This window comes from Streptomyces sp. Ru72, assembly GCF_002920635.1.
GTDB lineage: Bacteria > Actinomycetota > Actinomycetes > Streptomycetales > Streptomycetaceae > Streptomyces.
Map to the genome: position 1 here is coordinate 16,997 of NZ_PQSR01000053.1, position 17,273 is coordinate 34,269.

Genomic DNA, 17,273 nt, shown 5'->3' on the forward strand with positions numbered 1-17,273 from the left:
CTTCCGTACTCCTCGCTCGTCGTGTGTGCGGCCGCGCCCGAGTCGGGCGCGGCCTCAGGGCCCGTCAGGCCTGACCGAACCTCACCCCGGGGACAGGCTCGGCATCATCTTCATGATCGCGTTGTGCTTCTTCCAGTGGATCCCGGTCGAGCGCCGCGCGTCGGCGGTGCCGTCCTTGTGGTGTCCGGGCTGCCGGTGGTAGGGGCCCTTGTTCCCCTGGTGCAGCCCGGTGACGTGCCGGGGCGTATAGGTTTTGACCTGCGGTCTGCCTACTCGGATCCTGCCCATCGTCAGCTCCTTGCCGGGTCCTACGGTTGTTCGGTCAGCTCCGCGAAGAACCGTTCGACGGCGGGCCACACCCGGCTGCCGCCGGACAGGCCCCGCCACTCCCGCCGGACGAGCGCGACCATCCGGAAGCAGTCGTCGATCGGGACGATCCAGTGGTGCTTCGCGGCCCATGCGGTGTTCACCAGCAGTGCCTCCACCTCCGGTGCGAGACCGGCGAGCGGGGGACACCGGGCGACCACGTCACGCCAGGCCCCCGGGTCCGCCTCCCAGCGGGTGGCGCCCGCGGGGCTCGGGTAGTGCGCGCTCACGGTGCCGTCCGAGTGCCGTACGAAGAACGCCAGGCCCACCGGCACACCGAGTTCCCGGGTGCTCACCTCGGGGAGCCGCACCCGGCGCCGAGGCACCAGCCGGTACCGCCCCTCACTCGCCTCCTCCTCCACGAAGAGCAGGGAGCAGGGCCGGCACGCGCACAGCACCTCCTCCTGCCCAGTGTCGTACAGATGCCGGTGCTCGGGCTCGACGTCGGCCCCGCACAGGTCGCACCGCTCCACGTCCGGCCGCCGGGCGGCGGCCGAGCGGATGACGCGGGCCAGCGCGCCGGTGGTCACGACCGCTCCCCGGCGGACACCGTGCGCACGGTGAGCGTGTCGACCGGGACGAAGGCGGGGGGCCTCACGTCGTCACCAGGCGCCCTTTCGACGCCGGAGAGTTCGGGCGCCAGGGCGAGCACGGCCTCGCGGACCGCCTCCTCCAGCGAGGCCGCGGAGGATCCGCACCCCTTGGCGGCGAGCCGCACCCGGGCGACCCCCTCCTCGACGCCCGCCAGCTCCACGTCCCCGCCCCGCTCCCGCACCGCCGGGCGCAGGCCGTCCACGGCGCGGGCCGCCCGCACCTCGGGCGGTTCGGGGTGGATGTCGTGCAGCACCAGGAGATGGCCGACGAGGTCGTCAGCGGCCATACGGTCGACCAGGGCGGGGTCGGCGGCGTCCAGGACGCGGGCCAGGGCCTCGCCGTAGATCTCGGTGAGGGTCCGCACCGCCTCGATCACCGTCCCGGTCATCGGACCCGGAGCTGCTTCCAGCTGTTCGAGCAGTCCGTCGAGGCGGGAGAGCCGCTCCACGACCGCCGCTTCGCCCAGCCGTGTGGAGTCATCCATGAGCCGCTCCGAAGGTGGGCGAGTGCAGCTTGGTCAGCGTGTTGCCCTTGCCGAGGTACATGTGGACACCGCAGGGCAGGCAGGGGTCGAAGCTGCGGACGGTGCGCATGATGTCGACGCCCTTGAAGTCGTCCGGGCCGTTCTCCTCGAAGATCGGCTGGCCCTGCACGGCGTCCTCGTACGGTCCGGGGGTGCCGTAGTGGTCCCGGGGGCTCGCGTTCCACGGCGTCGGTGGGTACGGGTGGTAGTTCGCGATCTTCTTGTCCTTGATCACCAGGTGGTGGGAGAGGACACCCCGCACCGCCTCGTGGAAGCCGCAGCCGATCGCCTCGTCCGGCACCTCGTAGTTCTCGAAGATCTTGGTGTCACCGCTGCGGACCTGGTCCATCGCCCGCTCCAGGAAGAAGAAGGCCATGGCGGCGGAGTAGGCGACGAAGTACGGCCGGGCCCGGTCGCGTTCGATCGTGTTGCTCCACTGGGGGATCTTCCACTCGAACGTCATCTCCGGCAGCTTGTCGCTCTTGGGCAGGGAGATGCGCACGCTGTGCCCGGTGGCCTTCACATACGGCGTGTCGACCAGCCCGTTGAGCGCCGTCGACCACAGCCGGGCGAGCGGGCCGCCGCCGGTGTCCAGCGCAAGGTGCTCGGCGGTGTTCTTGTCGTACCAGCGCGGGCTCATCACCCAGCTGTAGTTGCCCTCGAAGTTCCGCTTCTGAGGTACCGGCACCGTCGTCTGGTTCCACGGGTGGCGCATGTCGACGGCGTTGCCGAGCGGGTCGTGGGTGACGAACGGATTCTCGTTCACCCAGTCCTCGTAGTACGAGCTGCCCAGCAGGATCCGCATGCCCAGGTTGATGTCGACCAGGTCGTTGGTGACGAGACTGCCGTCCACGATGATGCCCGGGGTGACGAACATCGCCTTGCCCCAGTCGCTCATCGTCTCGTAGCGGTAGTCCACGACGTCCGGGTTCTGCCAGGCGCCCCAGCAGCCGAGCAGGATCCGGCGGCGGCCCACCTCCTCGTAGCCGGGCAGCGCCTCGTAGAAGAAGTCGAAGACGTCGTCGTTCATCGACACGGCCTGCTTGATGAAGTCCAGGACCCGCAGCAGCCGGGAGAGGTAGTCGGTGAACGTGGTCGGCTCGGGCATGGTGCCGACCCCGCCCGGATACAGCGTGGACGGGTGCACATGGCGCCCCTCCATCAGGCAGAACATCTCCCGGGTGATGCGGCTGACCTTGAGCGCCTCCTTGTACATCTCGCCCTCGAACGGGTTGAAGGCGCGCATGATGTCGGCGATGGTCCGGTAGCCGTGGATGTAGCCGTTGCGGGCCTCGGTGCGCTCGGCCCGGGCCATGACGCTCGGGTTGGTGGCCTTGACCATGGCCTCACAGAAGTCGACGAACACCAGGTTGTCCTGAAAGATGGTGTGGTCGAACATGTACTCGGCCGCTTCGCCCAGGTTGACGATGGTCTCCGCCAGTCGCGGCGGCTTGACCCCGTAGGCCATCTGCTGGGCGTAGTTGGAACACGTCGTGTGGTTGTCACCGCAGATCCCGCAGATGCGCGAGGTGATGAAACCCGCGTCACGGGGGTCCTTGCCCTTCATGAAGACGGAGTAGCCCCTGAAGAGCGAGGACGTGCTGTGGCACTCCACCACCTCGCGGTTCGCGAAGTCGATCTTCGTGTAGATGCCGAGATTGCCGATGATCCGCGTGATCGGATCCCAGGACATGTCCACGATCTGCGCGGGCTTTCGCGCCGCGGCCCGCGCCTCGGTTGCCGTCATGTCCGTGCCTACCTCGCTCTCTCTCGCTGTCGCCTGCGCCCGTCGGGGCGCCAGTACGGGTCGTAGCCGCTCGTCAACCTGTCCTTGTTGTGGCGCCACTTGGGCTCACGGTTGACGGCCATGTTGGTGATGCCGCGCAGGCGCCGGATCACGGCCCCGTAGGGCCTGATCACAGCGGACGAGAGGGTGCCGCCCGTCGGTTCGTCCATGAACGGCATGAAGGCGTCCGGGAAACCGGGCATCGTGCAGCCGATGCAGATGCCCCCGACGTTCGGGCAGCCGCCGATGCCGGCCATCCAGCCGCGCTTGGGCACGTTGCAGTTGACGACCGGGCCCCAGCAGCCCACCTTGACCTGGCACTTGGGGGAGTTGTAGTCCTTCGCGAAGTCGGCCTGCTCGTAGTAGGCCGCCCGGTCGCACCCCTCGTGCACCGTCTTCCCGAACAGCCACTGCGGGCGCAGCATGTGGTCCAGCGGGGGCGGCGGCGCCGAGCCGGCCGCGTGGTAGAGCACCCAGGTGAGGGTCTCCATGAAGTTCTCCGGCTGGATCGGGCAGCCGGGCACGTTGACGATGGGCAGCGCGCCCTGCGACTTGAAGTCCCAGCCGAGGTAGTCCGCGAGGCCCATGCATCCCGTGGGGTTGCCCGCCATCGCGTGGATCCCGCCGTACGTCGCGCAGGTGCCTGCGGCGACGACCGCCCAGGCCTTGGGCGCGAGGTTGTCGATCCACCAGTTGAGGGTGAGCGGTTCGCCGGTGTCCTGGTCGTTGCCGAACGACGTCCAGTAGCCGTCGCCCTCGATGATGTTCTGGTTGGGGATCGAGCCCTCGATGACCAGGATGAACGGCGACAGTTCACCGCGGGCCGCCGCGCGGAAGGGGGCGAGGAAGTGCTCGCCCCCAAGGCTCGGGGAGAGCACCTTGTTGTGCAGGTTGACCTTGGGCAGGCCCGGCACCAGTCCGGCGACGATGTCCTCGATCGCCGGCTGGCCGGACGCCGTCATGGAGACGGTGTCCCCGTCACAGCTCATGCCCTCGGAGATCCACAGGATATGGATCTCGTCGAAGCCGTTCCTCTGTTCAGCCCTCGTGGGCTGCTGGCTGACCTCCGTGGTACCGCTTTCGACGGTCATGTCCTCGGCCTCCCTTGCAGTCGGTCCCTAAGGCGGTCGTAGGCCGCGGCCACCGGTCCGGCGAAAGCCAGGGCGGGAGGCTCGTCCGGCGCGTTGGGGTGCGGTCGGGTCGGGGCGGTCTGCTTGGACCGCGCCAGGAGTTTGCCGAGCCGCAGCAGCTCCTCCTCGGAGACCGCGTCGCGGAGCAGGGGCATCAGCTCGCCCTCCTCCTCGCGGATGTGCTCCTCGACCTCGCGCCGCAGCTCGTCCATGAGTTCGCTCGTGCGCTCGTCGTCCCCGGACTGCTTGTCCAGGGCCAGGAGGGTCTCCTTGACCGCTCTGTGCTCGCTCAGGTGCTCCCGGATCCGCTGGTCCCCGTCCGACAGGACCTTCTTGGCCAGCGGGTAGACCATCAGCTCCTCGAGCGCCGCGTGCTTGGACAGCTCGCGGACCAGGGTTTCCACCACGGCCCGGCGCTGCGCTGGTGAGGCGGCGGCGTGGTAGTCGCGGAACAGCTGCTCGACCATCCGGTGGTCGTGCATCAGCAACTCGATGGCGTCCATTACGGCCTTCCTGGTCGGGGACGGTGGCGGCAGAAGAGGTGGGGGGATCCGCCGGCTAGGAGGCGGAAGAGGGGGACGGTGCCGGGGCGGGGGCGAGGGAGCGGATGGCGCCGTGCAGCCGGGCGAGCACCTCGGGCGGCATGGTCTCCACCCGGTCGAGGATCCGCGCGGCCCGCGGGTCCGTCGCGCGTGCCTCGCGTTTCTCGTCGTCCGTGAGCAGCAGTGTCCGAAGGGTCAGGATCTCGTCGATCTCCGCGGCGTCGTGCAGGTCGCCGGGGCTCTCCGGCGCCACCTGCGGGTGGTCGGGCAGGATGATCGGCGACGACAGGACGAGCGAGTCGGACCCCTCCGGGCCCGCGAGCACCGGGAAGGTGTGCAGGTTGCGGCATTCCCTCACGTACGGCGCGATGTCCTCGGGCGGGTCGATCGAGGAGTAGAAGCCGAGCCCCTCACCGCCGACCAAGGTGTGCGCCGCGATGAGCGAGTGCCGCAGGGCCTCGTCGCGGGGAGCGTCGGGCGGCGTCGCACTGCCGGTGTTCTCGGTGCGGACGCGCAGGCGGTACAAGGAGTCGGTGTCGGCGACGGGTTCGACGTGCAGTGTGGTGCGCGCCTCGACGGGGGAGCGGCGGCGCACCAGGCGCCCCGCGTCTGCGGGCAGGGGCTCGGTCTCTTGGCCACCGGGAGCGCCGAAGGTGAACTCCGCGTCATGAGCGAGGAGTTCGGCGAGCGGAGCGGTGAGGTCGGTCTCGCGTGGCATCGCCTCGTCGAAGGACAGTTGGACCGTACCGCCGGTCTCCAGCGAGTCCACCGGCGTGTGGTGACCGTCCTCGTCCCGTCGCTCCACGCCTCGGTACTGCATCTGCAGATAGCGCACGCGCACCCGCACCACGGCGCCGGGCCGTGCGCGCAACAGGCACTCGGTCTGCTGCTGCCAGGACTCCACGGACCCCGAGACGCCGGCCGTCACCGGGCCGTGGGCCTCGGCCCAGGCGCGAGGGGCGAGGATGCCGAACTGCCAGCGCACCCGGTTCTTGGCCGACGAGCGGCGGTACGGGTAGAGCAGGTATCCCTCGTAGAGGACGGCGTCGGCCACGGCGCACGCCTCTTCGACCGCGGAATGCACGCTCACGGTTTCACCCAAGGGGTCGCTCACCGTAACTCCTCACTTACCTACTGTGCGTAATGCAGTGGTTTACAACGATCACACCTTTTATTGCGATGGGCGCGCATTGAGCGCGGATGGGTGAGTGTGCGTCGAGAGTGGCGGGGAGTCGTCGTGTCGGCACGGTCTGAGCGGGTACTGCGGGGAGGTGACTGACGGCCGTCGGCCTCGGCGGGAACCCGATGCGGAACGAGACGGAGGCGGCAGCGATGCGCATGCAAGGCGACGACCCGGCGGAGGGCAGGAGCCGAGTGGGCGACGCGGCGGCGCGGCTGGCCCAGGACACGGCGCAGCTCGCCCGCCAAGAGATCATCGCGGTGCAGGGCGAGGTCAGGGCGGCGTTGCGCCGGATCGGAGCGGGCGGAGCGCTGCTGGGCGCAGCCGGGGTGTGTGGCCTGCTGGCCCTGTGGTCGGCCCACGAGACGGCTCTGCGTGCCCTGGAGCCGGCTCTGCCGGGCGCCCGCGCGTCGGCCGTGCTGGCCTGCGCCTACGCGACGGGCGGCGCGCTGCTGGGCGCCGCGGCCCGCAACCGGGTACGCGCCGCCGGCCAGGCGTCGGCGGATGCACTGGACCGGGCACGGGAGGCCGTTCCGGCGGGGGTGCGCAGGGGTGAGGGGGAGAAGGGGGCCGACTGAGAGCGCCGAATCCCGGCGATCCGGACGGCTCGGCCGCGTTGGGCTGTTCGGGTGGACGCGGGGGAGTCGGTGCGGCGCGTATGCGGGGCGGGGGCGCATGCGGGGTGCCGGGGTGGCAGGCTGCGGGGTCGGGTCGGGGCCATCCGGGCGAACCATGACCCTGCCGGGCGGCACCACGCTCGCGCGCCGTGTGGGCCGTCGGTCCATCGACGGCGCGTACGGAAGGAAGGGGTGTCCGTGGAGATGATCCCGGTCGGCTCCGAACCGGCTCGCTCCGGTACCGCGTTCACCGAGGCCGCGCACCGGCGGCTGCGAGCCGGGCAGGGCGGCAGTGCACCCGTCGGTGACGCGACCGCCTGGGACCTGTTCCGCATGGCCTTCGCCTCGGTGGCGCCGCCCGGCGCCGTCCGGCCGCCCGCGGGGGGCGGCGGCTGCCGACGCCCGTGACCACCGCCTGACATCAGTGTCTGCCTCACCTTGCCGCCGCCGGTCTCTCCGGCGCGTTCTCCTGGTGCAGGTCCAGACTCGTCGTCAGATGGATCTGGGCAGCCACCCAGTGGGGGACGGCCGCCGTCGCGCCCTGGGCGTGCAGGGTCCCGGTCAGGGCGTCCACGAGGCGGGCGGCTGTGTGCAGGCCGGTGCGGCGCAGGTGTGCGGCAGTGTCCGCGAGGGTGGTGCGGGACGTGCCGGTGAGGTGGCGTATGCCGTGATGGGCCGCGTCGGCCAGGGCGGTGAGTGCCGACTCGAGGGCCGTCGTGATCGGGTCGGACGGGCGGGGGCCGATCGTGGTGAGGCTGGTGTCGCCCTCGCCCGGGGCGAAGTCCGGGACGGTGACGCCCTTCGAGGTGAGGACGGCCAGCGGGTCCAGGACGATCCGGCCGCGGGCCCGGCCCAGCATGCCGCTGACGCAGCGGACCTGGCCGTCGGCCAGGTCCGCGGCCAGGGCGTCCAGGCCGCCGGGGCACAGCGGGTTGTACTCGGCGCGGAGGTGGACGGGGTTGCCCGCGGGATCGCGCAGCAGCGCTTCCAGGCGCTGTCCGGCGGGGTCGTAGCCGATGTCGTCCACGGTGTCCACCGCGATCACCCGTACCGCCTCCGCCGCGACCCGGGGGCGGATCAGGCGTGGCGGGCGCTCGCCGGCCTCCCGCAGGTGTGCGGCGGTGTCCCGCAGCAGCAGGCTGTCCGGCAGTTCCGTCCAGGCGGAGCCGACCGGTGTGATGCTGGTCGCGGCGATCCGGCCCCGCGAGAGGACGACCGTGCGGTCGGCGGCCCGAGCGGTGTGCTCGCTGACGACGTTGGCCGTGGCCAGCGCGCGCAGCGGGGAACCGAGGAGGCGGCGGGACGACAGCTCGTGGCCGGTGGGTGCCTGATAATCCGTCAGCTCCCACCGCTTGCGCAGGACCAACGCCGTGCCGGCCTCGGCGTGCGCGAAGTACGTCTCTGCCGTACGGTCCCGGGCGGTGCCGCCGATCCGGCAGCCCAGCGCCACCAGACGCACCCGCCGCAGCGGCGTCACCGGTGCCTCCGAGGTCCCCAGCACGCCGACCCGGTTGCGATCGGCCCCGCGGTGCCGGGCGTGCAGCTCGGCAAGGAGCAGGGCCAGGCGTTCGGGGGCGTAGCGACTCGCGCGGGCCGCGTAGGCCTCCAACTGGTCCCGCAGGTCGGCCACCGCGCCGGCGGGCCAGTGGTGGGAGACGGCGGTCAGCGCCTGTTCGGCGCGGCGCAGTGAGCCGGTGAAGACCGGCCCCGCCTGTGGCACACCGTCCAGGAGGAGTTCGTCGGCGAGGGCCACGGCCGCGCGAAGCGCCTCGTCGGCTCCGGCCGGGGCGGTCCTGCGGCCACCGACGGTCACTTCCTCCACCTGTTCGGCGTCCGCGGCGCGGAACGCCCAGACCGCCAGGGTGACGACCTCGCCGCGCAGCGGAGCCGCCGCGTCGCAGAGGGCGTAGCCCAGTTCGTGCGGGACCGGGAAGCGGACGGTGCAGGTGGGCAGTTCCACGCGGGGCGCCGGGTCGCCGGCGGTGGGCCGGTGCACACGGGCCGTGTAGCCGCGGTCCCTGGTGCGGCGGGCGGCGGTCACAGAGGAGCGGCCCAGCGCCCTGCCCAGCGCGTCGTCGTCGAACTCGGCCGGCGACCAGTCGGTGAACGGCTCCTCGGCCGCCTGAGGGCCCTCCGGCGCCGAGGGCGCGGATCGCTGGTAGGCCAGCACCAGCGCGATCCGGTGCCGGCACACGCCCGGTGCGGCGCAGCTGCAGTCGGCGGCGTCCAGGGCGGTGCCCGCAGGGAGCGCGGTTTCCGTGCCGTCCGGGAAGGCGCCGCGTACGGTGCCGTCGTCGCCGGTCGTCACCACCGGCCCGGAGCCGGCCGCCAGGTCCTTCTCGGCGCGCTTGACGAGGCCGCGGTTGGCGAGCGACGCGAGGGTCTCCGGCGTGAGCACCAGCAGGTCCGCACGGGTCATCGGGTCTGCCCTCCCCGGCCGATGTGCTCGGCGACGAACTCCGCGAGCGCGCCCGGCGTCATCGCGCCCACCGGGGCGCCCGCCTCGGCCAGCCGCCCGGCCAGGGCACGGTCGTAGACGGGATCGGCGGCCTCGTCGAGGGCGGCCAGGCACAGCACGGTCGTGCCCTGCTCGACCAGGTGCCGCACGGTGCGCACCAGGCGGTACGGGTCGCCGCCCTCGTAGAAGTCGGACACGAGGGCGACGATGGCCCGCCGCGGGTTCTCGACCAGCGACGCGCCGTAGTCGACGGCCCGCGCGATGTCGGTGCCGCCGCCGAGCTGTACCCGCATCAGCAGCTCCACCGGGTCGGTCACGTCGGAGGTCAGGTCGACCACCGCGGTGTCGAAGGCGACCAGGTGCGTCTTCAGACCCGGCAGGCTCCACAGGCAGGCGGCCGTGACCGCCGAGTGGATCACCGAGCCGGCCATGGAGCCGGACTGGTCGACCAGCAGCACCAGTTGCCACTGTTCCAGGTGGCGGCGGGTGCGGGAGTGGAAGTGCGGCCGCTGGATGAGGATGCGGCGCTCCTCGGGCTGGTAGTGGGCGAGGTTGGCGCGGATGGTGGCACGGAAGTCGAAGTCCCGGGCGATCGGCAGCCGGCTGGGGCGGCGGGAGCGGGAACCGGTGAACGCGCGGTGCACCTCGGGCCGCAGACGCTCCATCAGCTGCCGTACGACCGTCTCGACGATCCGCCGGGCCGCCGCCAGCACCTCGGGGTTCATCAGGTGCTTGGTGCGCAGGACGGCGCGCAGGAGGGTCTGGCTCGGTTCGACGCGGGCGAGGACGTCCGGGTCGGTGACGATCTCATGGATCTGGTACCGCTCCACCGCGTCGCGCTCCAGCCGTTCCACCGTCGTCTTGGGGAAGAGGCGGTGGATGTCGTCCAGCCAGTCGACGGCGGTCGGTCGGGACGGGCCGGTGCCGCCCTCGCGGGAGTCCGCCGTACCGCGGCGCACCCCACGTCGGCGCAGGTCCTCGTCGCGGCCGTAGAGCCACTCCAGGGCGGCGTCCCGCGCGGCGGCCGCGCCGTGCAGGGGTCCGGTGCGGCGTTCGGCGGCGGCGCCCAGGACGAGCCGCCAGCGCTCCAGGCCCGGGTCGGGGGCCGACGGCGTCCCGGACGGCTCCGGTACGGGTTCGGGCGGCGTGGAGGTCATCGGGGCGCCCCCAGGCCGTGGCGGTCGAGCAGTTGGATCACGTTCTCCTCCAGGGCCCGGGCGCGGGCCTGCAGCAGGGGGTCGGCTGAGGTGCGCAGCAGGGAGCGCGCCGAGCCGCGCAGGCCGCGGCGGTGCAGCAGGTGCTCGGCGATGCGCTCCCGTTCGCGGGGCGGGAAAAAGGCGAAGGCCTGCCGGAGCGCGGGCAGGCCGGTGAGGAAGTCGCCCTCGGCCATCGCCGACACGACGCCGTCCACGACGTCGACCAGGGAGTCCCCGCCGGTCGCGGTGGCCCGCGCCACCTCCTCACGGGCCACGGCGAACAGGCCGGTCAGCCAGTCGCCGAGGGTGTCCACGGCGGCCGAGGCCAGCGCCCGCACCACCGGTCCGGGATCGTCCGGGACACCCAGTGCCCAGCGCAGCCCGAACGCGGCGCCGCGCAGATCGGCGGGGGCGCGCGGATCGCGGCTGATGCGCGCGGCGGCCTCGGCGGCGGCCTGCGGGGTGACCGACAGCAGGTCGGGCGCGTGCCGCAGCGCGTCCCGCGCGGCCGCCAGGGCACGCAGCCGGGGAAGGTCCACACCGCGGTCGCCGTGCAGGCCCTCCGCCAGCCAGAACACCCGGTCGGCGGCGCCGCCGACCACAGCGCCCAGCAGCTTGTCGCGGGCCACGCCGAACACCCGGTCGTGCCGCCACAGGCCGAGCGTCGCCGCCAGTACCTCGCCGAGCGCCCCCAGATCGCCGACCTGCCCCACCCCGGCCGCGAGGGACACCAGCAGGTCCTCGCAGAGGGGCCCGACCCCGCACAGCACGGCGTCGAACAGCAACCCGGCCAGCGCACCGACCGCCGGGCCCGCCGCGTGCACCCGCTCGCCGAGCAGCGCCGCGGCGGCCTCGTCCAGACGGGCCCCGTAGGCGCCCGCCTCGATGAGAGCGGCCTCGCGCCGGGCTGCCGGCTCTGGCTCCCACACCTCGCTGAAGACCGGGTCGGCTCCGTCGGCCGGGCCCGAGACCCGGCTGAAGCCCGGAACGCCCAGCACGCGCAGCCGGTGCAGCGCGCGGCTGCGGGACAGGTCCTCAGCCCTCGTCAGGTCGAGAGTGACCGGCGCGTCGGCGTCGGCCAGACCCAGGCGGGCGAGCTGCGCGGCCACATCGTGCACCAGCGGGGGCAGCGGCGTGTCCGGGTGCAGCCGGCCCACGGCCTCGCCCGTGCAGGCGGCGACCATCTCCACCACCACCGGATGGGTGCCGGCGCCGAGTGTGCCTCGGGTGGTCCACGGCAGCGGCCGGTCCAGGTCGTCCGCGATCACGGCGCCGGCCAGGCCGTCGAGGACGTCCACCCGGGTCTCGTACGGATGACCGCGCAGTCGGGCCAGCCCCTGGGACAGGGTGCGGGCGGCGATCAGGTCGGCCGTCGAGAGCCGGATCCCACGGGTGCGCAGCCGCTCGGTGACCGCGTGCAGCAGGCCCCGCGCGGCCTTTGCCGGGCCGGTCTCCCACAGCTGCTGGTAGTAGCCGGGCGAGGGCATGCCGGACCGGTAGCCGGTGAAGGCGTCCAGTCGGTGGAAGGAGTAGGGCACCAGGAAGCTGCCGCCGAGCGCTCCTTCGGGCGGTTCGGGCACACTCGGCCAGTCGGTCCCGCCGTCCCCCTCCGGGGCCGGCAGGGCGGACAGGGCGCGCAGCGCAGGCTGGTGGAAGCCGCCGGTGACCACCAGCACCGGGCGGTCTTCGGCCCGAGCCAGCGCGGCGCGCACCCAGGACGCCATGTACTCCTCGCGCGCCCGGTCTCCCGGATCCGCCTGCGCGTCGCCGCGCACCAGGGCGAAGTAGGCGTCGAGCCGGGCACGCAGGTCCTCCGCGTCGCCCGGTTCGCCGCCGGCCCCGGAACCGTCGGCGTCCCCGAGGCCGGTCACCTCGAACAACCCGTCCCACAGGGCGTCCACCGAATCGACGGCGAAGCGCGTGCACAGCCGTCTCGTCGCCTCCGCGTACCTCGCCTCGGCGTCCGCATACCGGTTGGCGTACCGGTCGCCGTCCTCCGCGAGCGCCGGATGCCAGGCAGGCAGGTCGATGAAGCGCACCTGGGCCCCCGCCGCCCGCCCCTCCCGCAGGGCGATCCACTCCGGGGAGTAGTCGCACAGCGGTGTCCAGGACGTCGCCACGCGCTGCTCGTCGCGGTAGTGGCTGAACACGGCGATCGGCAGCGTGTGCCCGAGCAGCAGTTCCTCCAGCCGGTCGTTCATGTCCGCCGGCCCCTCCACCAGTACGTACGCCGGCCGCAGGGAGGCGATCGTCCGGGCCACCAGGCGCGCGCAGGCGGGGGAGTGGTGACGGACCCCGAGGAAGACGGGCGAGTTCCCGGCCGGCATCAGCCGGCCAGGAGATGACGTGCGTCGTACAGGGCCTGCCACTGCGACCCGGTGCGGCGCGGGGCCTCCTGCTGAAGGAAGCGGCGCAAGCGGGCCAGGTCCTCGGGGCTGTCCTTGGCGGCCGTACCGGCGAGGCACGCCACCACGTCGGCGGCGCTGCCCGGCTCCCCGCGCAGGAACCAGGCCCGTACCCCGACCGCGTGTGCCACGGACACCGCCTCCGCGGTGCTCATCACCGTGGACAGCCGCTCGCCCTGCGCCGCGCTGCCCCGCAGTTCGCGGAAGGTGCCCACCAGCACCTCCAGCACGTCCCGACGCGGCGGCGGCTCGACCCCGGACTGCCGCAGCAGTGCCGTGGCCTCGGCCTCGACGAGGGCGAGCTCGGTGTCGAAGTCGGCGATGGGGAACACCGTCTCGAAGTTGAACCGCCGTTTGAGCGCGGCGCTCATCTCGTTGACGCCCCGGTCGCGGGTGTTGGCGGTGGCGATGACGTTGAAGCCCTGCCTGGCGAAGACCAGGCCCTGCGGACCGTCCAGTTCAGGAATGGTGATGACCCGGTCGGACAGCAGGGACAGCAGGCAGTCCTGCACCTCCAGCGGGCAGCGGGTGATCTCCTCGAAGCGTACGATCCGGCCCTCCGCCATGCCGCGCAGCATCGGCGCGGGCACCAGCGAGCGCGGGGACGGACCCTCGGAGACCAGCAGGGCGTAGTTCCAGGAGTACTTGATCTGGTCCTCGGTCGTGGCCGCGCCGCCCTGCACCGTGAGCGCGGAGCTGCCGCTGACGGCCGCCGCGATCAGCTCCGACAGCAGCGACTTGGCGGTGCCGGGCTCGCCCACGAGCATCAGGCCGCGGTTGGTCGCCAGCGTCACCAGGGCCCGCTCCACGAGGGAGACGTCGCCGACGAACTTACGGCCGATGCCCGCCTGTTCGTCACCGACGATGAAGCGGCGGGCGGCCCGCAGGCTGAGCTGCCAGCCGGGGGGACGGGGATCGTCGTCCGACGCGCGCAGGGCGGCGAGTTCGTCGGCGTGGCGCAGCTCGGCGGGCGGCCGCTGGAGCAGGGCCTCGCCGGTCTCTTCGACGGCGGCGGTCACTTGGCGGTCACCTCCGTGAGGTCGGCGAGGATCTCGGAGGCGATGACCGGGTCCAGATCGCCGAAGCGCAGCGGGTATGTCCGGCTCGGCCAGTAGTCGTAGGGCCGGGAGTCGAGCCAGACCGTCTCGAAGGTCTGGTCGGGGAACATGTCCGGCACGCCCACGGCGATCCCCTCGTCGAGTCCGATCACCACGTAGTGGCCGTCGTCGATGCGCCGGTGGAACCAGCGCTCCACGCCCGCGTCCTGCGGCTCGCCGCGCTCCCAGCCACGCTTGGTCAGGCCGAGCAGCTTGCCGACCGGTACGGTCGCGCCCTCGAACCGGGCCAGCCGGTGCCCGGCGGCCTCCTCCTCGGTCAGCGCGTGCACGGCCCGGCCCAGCTGCGGGAACGGCTGGAGGATCTCGTAGTCGGCGAACAACTCCGACCAGGCCGCCAGATCATCACCCAGGTGCAGCGGGTGCGCCACCCGGACGGTGGCCTCCTCGGGCAGGATCAGCTCGTCGTCGTGGACGTCGGCGAAGGTGCGGTCCTCCGCCACCCGGAAGGCCCTCGTCCCGCCCGAGCCGTCCCCGGGTCCGTCGTCGCTGAGCCACACCAGGCGGCGGACCAGGTGCCACACCAGAGGGTGGGCGACGAACAGCTCCCGGAACTCCGCGGCGGTCCAGGTGCGCTGGGCCACCATCGCCGCCTCCAGCCGCCGCACCTGGTCGGCGGCGATCGTGCGGACGTCCTTCTTCAGCGCGGCGAACCGCTTGCGCTCCGCCGGTGCCAGCTCCGGGTCGTCCTTGACGCCGGGCGCGGGCAGGGCCTTGCGCGGCTTGCCGTCGGCGTCCCGGACGTAGGGGCGCAGCTGCTCGTCGAAGCCGACGGTGAACTGCCGGGGGCCGTAGTCGATGACGGTGCCGCCGTTCGCGTCGAGGCCGAGGTCGGGCACGAGCCGGTCGCCCAGCTGTTCGCCGGTGAGCCCCAGCTCCTCGGCGACCTCGGCGATCCTCTCCTGCGCGCGGAGCTTCAGCGCCTTGAAGGGCACCCGCTGGGCGATTCCGTGCAGATGCATCAGCGCCACGTCGGTGCCGATGCTCGCCAGCACGCCCAGTCCCTCCACGGCGCGGTGGTGGGCGCCCTCGCCCGGCCAGGCGCGCAGCACGGGGGTGAGGCGGCGCACCGTGTCGTCGTTCCCGAACCAGCCGAGCGCATGCAGCGCCCAGCTCTCCTTCGCCGGCATCCCGGCCAGCTGCCACTGCTCGAACAGGCCCCAGACGAAAGCGGCGAGGGAGTCGGCGGTGCAGTGCTCCCTGAGCACCTCCAGGCCCTGGTAGGTCTCGCCGGGCTTGGACAGCGCGAGGATCGTCAGGACGTGGCGCACCGCGTGGGCGGGCAGGGCGCCGCCCTCGGTGAGCAGGATCTGCGGCAGCAGCGCCGGGTCGGCCCAGGCGCCGACAGCCGGTATGCGCGTGGGCAGGGCGCTGACCAGAGGGTCGGCGGACAGTGCCTCCTCAACGATGCCCGCGGCCTCCGGGCCGCATGCGGCCACTGCCGCCAGCACCGCCTCGCCGCCGTGGGCGTCGGCCATCAGCCGCAACGCCTTCTCGGCGCCGCGCCGGACCGTGCCGACCGGCCCCACCGCGTGCGGTGCGAGCACGGCGACGGCGTCCAGACCGTGGCGCGCCAGCCAGGCGCGGGCCGTGGCGTCGGCCGACTTCAGCCGTGCCAGCCAGTCGCACACCAGCTCGGCGACCTCGACGTCCCGGTAGGGCATTAGGAGCCCGCCCAGGGTGCTCGGGTGGCGGGCGGCGGCGCGCCGCAGCAGCGGCAGGGCGGCCACCCCGTACTTGGCGGCGACCGGCTTCAGCGCGGCCTCGCCGTCCCAGTAGTCCTCCGGGGCGCACTCGGCGAGCAGCGGGCGCACCACGTCCTCGGGTCCGTCGACGAACAGCGCGACGTCCCGGACGTCCTTCATCTGCCTGCCCTGCTGGAGGGCCTTGATCTCGTCGGCCCAGCCGTACTGGCGGCGCCACCCGCGGTACCAGCTCTCGGTGTCGGCCCACGCCTGCTGCTCGCCCGGCTGCCACACGACCCGCGGCTCCGGGGCCGCCGGCGTCTCCGCGGCCACCCGCGCCGTGCGGGGCTTGCGCTTCGTCGTCCACGGCGGGCTGACCAGGAGCGGGGGCAGCGCCTCCGCGGGGGCGTCGGCCACCCGGTCACTGCGGCTGAGCAGCGGCGCGACGAGGGCTGCGGCCTCGGCGGGCAGGTCGCGCAGGACGGCCGCGGTCAGGTCGGCGTGGGCGCGGACGTGCGTGCCGAGCAGCCGGCCGGCCATCGATGCGTTCTCGCCGGGGCCGGTCGCCGCCGCGCCGAGCAGCCGCAGCGCACGCACCGGGTAGCGCCGCGTCGCCTCCAGCAGGTGGGGACGGACGTGCTTGTCCTCGACACGGTCCAGCAGGACGCGGAAGGCGTCGTCCGTCGGCAGCTCCACCAGGGCACCGGCGAGGGCTTTGAGCCGGTCGGATCCGTACGCCTGGTCGAGGGCCTCGTCCAGGAGCGGTGCGAAGTGCTTGCCGGTGCCCTCGGCGAGCGTGGCGACCAGGGCGGTGGACCAGCCGTTCCAGCCGAGCCCGGGCCGCCGGCCGAAGTGCTCCAGTTGCGCCGGGGAGCCCAGCGAGCACAGCAGCATCTCTCGCAGCCTGCCGTCGGCAGCCGCGACCTCCGCGCAGCACTCGTCGACCCACGCCTGTTCGGTGGGCAGCAGATACGACACGACGAAGCGGCGGCGCACGTCGGTCCTGCAGCGGGCCAGGGCCTCGACGGTCCGCTGGTAGGCCTCGTCGTCGGCCACGGACAGCAGGGCGCGCATCCGGTCGGCGAACTTCGGCCGCGCCCAGGCGCTGTCGGCGGCGGCTCCTGCGCGGAAACCGAGCCAGGGGTCCTCACGGCGGCTGCCGTACTGCATGTAGTGCGGCTCGACGTCGAAGTACTCCACCACCGCCCGCGCGGCGAACGGCAGGCTGTGCGCGCTGACCCAGGCGTCGACGAAGATGCCGTCCGGATACTGATAGTGGAAGGTCAGCGAGGCCACCACGGCGGCCCCCAAGGGGTTGTGGCTGCCGTTCAGATGCGCGCGGGTGGCCTCGACGATCCGCGGGTCGCTCTTCGGGGCGGTGAGCATCGCCTCGACCCAGTCGGCCTCCTCCTTCAACCGGTGCGCCGTCCGCTCCCCGGCTTCGGGGTGCAGGCCCTCGACGGTCCGCGCGATCCCGCCGCGCCGCGGAAACACCAGTCGCCGCCAGGCGGGAGGCATCCGGAAGGACTCCTCGTCGGGCAGCGCCACGGGCCCGTGCCCGTCCGCCACCTGCGTACCGACGCCGGACGGCCCTTCTGCCGCACCGTCTTCCGCCGACTCCCCAAGCTGCCGCACAACCCCTCCTCCGCCGACACCGACCTGTGGCCGGATCGATC

Annotated in this window: 14 protein-coding genes; 2 read left to right on the plus strand and 12 right to left on the minus strand. The window is 73.0% G+C overall.

All coding sequences use genetic code 11. The features are described from left to right. Nucleotides 1–81: 81 nt before the first annotated feature. The 7 genes from C3488_RS23235 to C3488_RS23265 are packed head-to-tail and all read right to left on the minus strand — an operon-like array spanning nt 82 to nt 6,055. The gene (locus tag C3488_RS23235) at nt 82–288 is read right to left on the minus strand and encodes a hypothetical protein (protein WP_103842360.1); all 207 of its coding nucleotides are present in this window, start codon (nt 286–288) and stop codon (nt 82–84) included. Nucleotides 289–308: 20 nt separating this feature from the next. Continuing rightward, the gene (locus tag C3488_RS23240) at nt 309–896 is read right to left on the minus strand and encodes a DUF5947 family protein (RefSeq protein ID WP_103842362.1); all 588 of its coding nucleotides are present in this window, start codon (nt 894–896) and stop codon (nt 309–311) included. After that, the gene (locus C3488_RS23245; RefSeq protein WP_103842364.1) at nt 893–1,444 is read right to left on the minus strand and encodes a NifU family protein; all 552 of its coding nucleotides are present in this window, start codon (nt 1,442–1,444) and stop codon (nt 893–895) included. The genes C3488_RS23240 and C3488_RS23245 overlap by 4 nt, the downstream gene beginning before the upstream one ends. After that, nucleotides 1,437–3,230: a nickel-dependent hydrogenase large subunit gene (locus C3488_RS23250; RefSeq protein ID WP_103842366.1), complete on the minus strand. Its 1,794-nt coding sequence runs from the start codon at nt 3,228–3,230 to the stop codon at nt 1,437–1,439. The genes C3488_RS23245 and C3488_RS23250 overlap by 8 nt, the downstream gene beginning before the upstream one ends. Before the next feature lie 8 nt (nt 3,231–3,238). Further along, complete coding sequence (locus tag C3488_RS23255) at nt 3,239–4,360, minus strand: hydrogenase expression protein HypE (protein ID WP_103842368.1); 1,122 nt, start codon at nt 4,358–4,360, stop codon at nt 3,239–3,241. Continuing rightward, complete coding sequence (locus C3488_RS23260) at nt 4,357–4,902, minus strand: hemerythrin domain-containing protein (RefSeq protein ID WP_103842370.1); 546 nt, start codon at nt 4,900–4,902, stop codon at nt 4,357–4,359. The genes C3488_RS23255 and C3488_RS23260 overlap by 4 nt, the downstream gene beginning before the upstream one ends. A gap of 55 nt (nt 4,903–4,957) precedes the next feature. Further along, a complete protein-coding gene (locus tag C3488_RS23265; protein ID WP_146067911.1) occupies nt 4,958–6,055 on the minus strand; it encodes a hypothetical protein in 1,098 nt (365 codons plus the stop codon). Between the two features lie 218 nt (nt 6,056–6,273). On the opposite strand from C3488_RS23265, the gene C3488_RS23270 reads away from it, so the two are divergent. Then, on the plus strand, nt 6,274–6,699 hold the full coding sequence (locus C3488_RS23270) for a phage holin family protein (RefSeq protein WP_181139159.1): 426 nt from the start codon (nt 6,274–6,276) through the stop codon (nt 6,697–6,699). A gap of 237 nt (nt 6,700–6,936) precedes the next feature. Next, on the plus strand, nt 6,937–7,146 hold the full coding sequence (locus C3488_RS23275; protein WP_146067912.1) for a hypothetical protein: 210 nt from the start codon (nt 6,937–6,939) through the stop codon (nt 7,144–7,146). 25 nt (nt 7,147–7,171) lie between these two features. On the opposite strand, the gene C3488_RS23280 is transcribed toward C3488_RS23275, so the two are convergent. From C3488_RS23280 to C3488_RS23300, 5 genes are read right to left on the minus strand one after another with little or no spacing between them, the layout of a single operon-like run. Continuing rightward, nucleotides 7,172–9,157: a hypothetical protein gene (locus C3488_RS23280; RefSeq protein ID WP_103842378.1), complete on the minus strand. Its 1,986-nt coding sequence runs from the start codon at nt 9,155–9,157 to the stop codon at nt 7,172–7,174. Continuing rightward, nucleotides 9,154–10,353 carry a VWA domain-containing protein gene (locus C3488_RS23285; protein WP_103842380.1) on the minus strand — a complete coding sequence of 400 codons (1,200 nt, stop codon included), beginning with the start codon at nt 10,351–10,353 and terminating at the stop codon, nt 9,154–9,156. Before C3488_RS23285 ends, C3488_RS23280 begins: the two co-directional genes overlap by 4 nt. Further along, entirely contained in the window at nt 10,350–12,719 is a 2,370-nt protein-coding gene (locus tag C3488_RS23290) for a DUF5682 family protein (RefSeq protein WP_103842382.1), read from the minus strand. Before C3488_RS23290 ends, C3488_RS23285 begins: the two co-directional genes overlap by 4 nt. Next, a complete protein-coding gene (locus C3488_RS23295; RefSeq protein WP_103842384.1) occupies nt 12,719–13,816 on the minus strand; it encodes an AAA family ATPase in 1,098 nt (365 codons plus the stop codon). The genes C3488_RS23290 and C3488_RS23295 overlap by 1 nt, the downstream gene beginning before the upstream one ends. Continuing rightward, on the minus strand, nt 13,813–17,232 hold the full coding sequence (locus C3488_RS23300) for a DUF4132 domain-containing protein (protein WP_103842386.1): 3,420 nt from the start codon (nt 17,230–17,232) through the stop codon (nt 13,813–13,815). The genes C3488_RS23295 and C3488_RS23300 overlap by 4 nt, the downstream gene beginning before the upstream one ends. Nucleotides 17,233–17,273: the final 41 nt, after the last annotated feature.

Bases quoted from the DNA above. Each gene is read 5' to 3' on its own strand.
- C3488_RS23235 (WP_103842360.1), bottom strand. From the start codon at position 288: ATGGGCAGGATCCGAGTAGGCAGACCGCAGGTCAAAACCTATACGCCC.
- C3488_RS23245 (WP_103842364.1), bottom strand. From the start codon at position 1,444: ATGGATGACTCCACACGGCTGGGCGAAGCGGCGGTCGTGGAGCGGCTC.
- C3488_RS23250 (WP_103842366.1), bottom strand. From the start codon at position 3,230: ATGACGGCAACCGAGGCGCGGGCCGCGGCGCGAAAGCCCGCGCAGATC.
- C3488_RS23255 (WP_103842368.1), bottom strand. From the start codon at position 4,360: ATGACCGTCGAAAGCGGTACCACGGAGGTCAGCCAGCAGCCCACGAGG.
- C3488_RS23260 (WP_103842370.1), bottom strand. From the start codon at position 4,902: ATGGACGCCATCGAGTTGCTGATGCACGACCACCGGATGGTCGAGCAG.
- C3488_RS23270 (WP_181139159.1), top strand. From the start codon at position 6,274: ATGCGCATGCAAGGCGACGACCCGGCGGAGGGCAGGAGCCGAGTGGGC.
- C3488_RS23280 (WP_103842378.1), bottom strand. From the start codon at position 9,157: ATGACCCGTGCGGACCTGCTGGTGCTCACGCCGGAGACCCTCGCGTCG.
- C3488_RS23285 (WP_103842380.1), bottom strand. From the start codon at position 10,353: ATGACCTCCACGCCGCCCGAACCCGTACCGGAGCCGTCCGGGACGCCG.
- C3488_RS23290 (WP_103842382.1), bottom strand. From the start codon at position 12,719: ATGCCGGCCGGGAACTCGCCCGTCTTCCTCGGGGTCCGTCACCACTCC.